Genomic DNA, 1,681 nt, shown 5'->3' with positions numbered 1-1,681 from the left:
TTGTACGAGGAGTATCCGGTCTTCGCGGACGCCTTCGACGCCGTGTGCGCCCACCTGGACACCGAACTGCCACGCCCGTTGCGTGAGGTGGTCTTCGGTGACGAGGCCGACGTGGTGAACCGGACGGAGTTCGCGCAGCCCGCTCTGTTCGCTCTGGAAGTGGCGTTGTTCCGGTTGCTGGAGTCGTGGGGTGTGCGCCCGGATGTGCTGGCGGGTCACTCCATCGGTGAGATCGCGGCGGCGTATGTGGCCGGGGTGTGGTCGCTGGCGGATGCGTGCCGTCTGGTGGTGGCGCGGGGCCGGCTGATGCAGGCGCTGCCTGAGGGGGGTGCGATGGTCGCCCTTCAGGCGTCCGAGGAGGAGGTGCTGCCGCTGCTCGGTGTCGGGGTGGGTATCGCGGCGGTCAACGGGCCGCGGGCGGTGGTCGTTTCGGGTGCCGTCGAAGCCGTCGAGGAGATCGCGGGGCACTTCCGTGGCCAGGGCCGCAAGGTCACGGCGCTGCGGGTGAGCCATGCCTTCCACTCCCCGCTGATGGAACCGATGCTGGACGAGTTCCGCACGGTGGCCGAGTCCCTGTCGTATGAGCAGCCGCGGACACCGATCGTCTCGACCGTCACGGGGGCCGCGGCCACCGCCGAGGAGCTGACCTCGCCGGACTACTGGGTGGAGCACGTGCGTGCGACGGTGCGCTTCGCCGCCGCCGTACGCACCCTGGACGGACAGGACAACGTCCGCCGCTTCCTCGAAGTGGGGCCCGACGGCACCCTTGCCGCGCTTGCCGAGGACTGTGTCACCGACGACGGGCGTCTGTTCGTGCCGGTGTTGCGCAGGAACCGGGCGGAGGCCGAGTCGGTGATGGCCGCCGTGGGCTCGGTCTTCACCGGTGGCGCGGAGGTGGACTGGTCGGCCCTGCTTCCCGTCGTCGGCGGGGTGGAGCTGCCGACGTATGCCTTCGAGCACCGGAGGTACTGGCCGCAGGTCGTGCGGCCGGAGTCGGTCACCGGTGCCGGGGGTGAGATCGACGCCCGTTTCTGGGAGGCGGTCGAGCGGGAGGACCTGGAGTCTCTGGCGGGGGCGTTGGAGCTGGGGGAGGAGGTCGTGGGTGCGGTGCTGCCGGCCCTGACCTCCTGGCGGCGGCAGAGCCGGGAACAGGCCGAGGTGGACCGCTCCCGCTACCGGGAGCACTGGGCGCCTTTGACCGGCGTCCCGCGCGATGCGGCACTGGCGGGCCGTTGGCTGGCTGTCGTACCGGACGGCCTCGACGCGGACCCCTGGGTCGTCTCGGTGCGCGAGGCCCTCACGGCGGCGGGCGCCGATGTCGAGTGCTGGACGTGCGACCCGCGCGCGGACCGTGCGCGGCTCGCCGCCCGGCTGAAGGACGTACTGCCGGTGGCGGGTGTGGTGTCCTTGCTCGCCCTGTCGGACGAGGTGTCCGGGGACGGCGTGCCGGTGGGCGTGTCGGGTTCGCTGGCGCTGGTGCAGGCGCTGGGTGATGCGGGGGTGACGGCTCCGCTGTGGACGCTGACCCGGGGTGCCGTCACGGTCGGCCGCGCGGACGCGGCCGTCGACCCGGCCCGCAACGCCGTCTGGGGCCTCGGCCGGGTGGCCGCTCTTGAGGCACCCGGCCGCTGGGGCGGCCTGGTCGACCTCCCGGCTGCCTTCGACGACACCGCCGGGAACG

General features: G+C 72.6%; 1 protein-coding gene. It reads left to right on the top strand.

The genetic code is table 11. From position 1 onward, the window contains the following. Positions 1–1,681, top strand: a 1,681-nt coding sequence (locus AQJ64_RS44770; RefSeq protein ID WP_159060381.1) for an acyltransferase domain-containing protein, incomplete at both ends; no start/stop codon positions are given.

This window comes from Streptomyces griseoruber (assembly GCF_001514205.1).
GTDB classification, from domain to species: domain Bacteria; phylum Actinomycetota; class Actinomycetes; order Streptomycetales; family Streptomycetaceae; genus Streptomyces; species Streptomyces griseoruber.
This window is presented reverse-complemented; position numbering and strand designations above follow the sequence as displayed.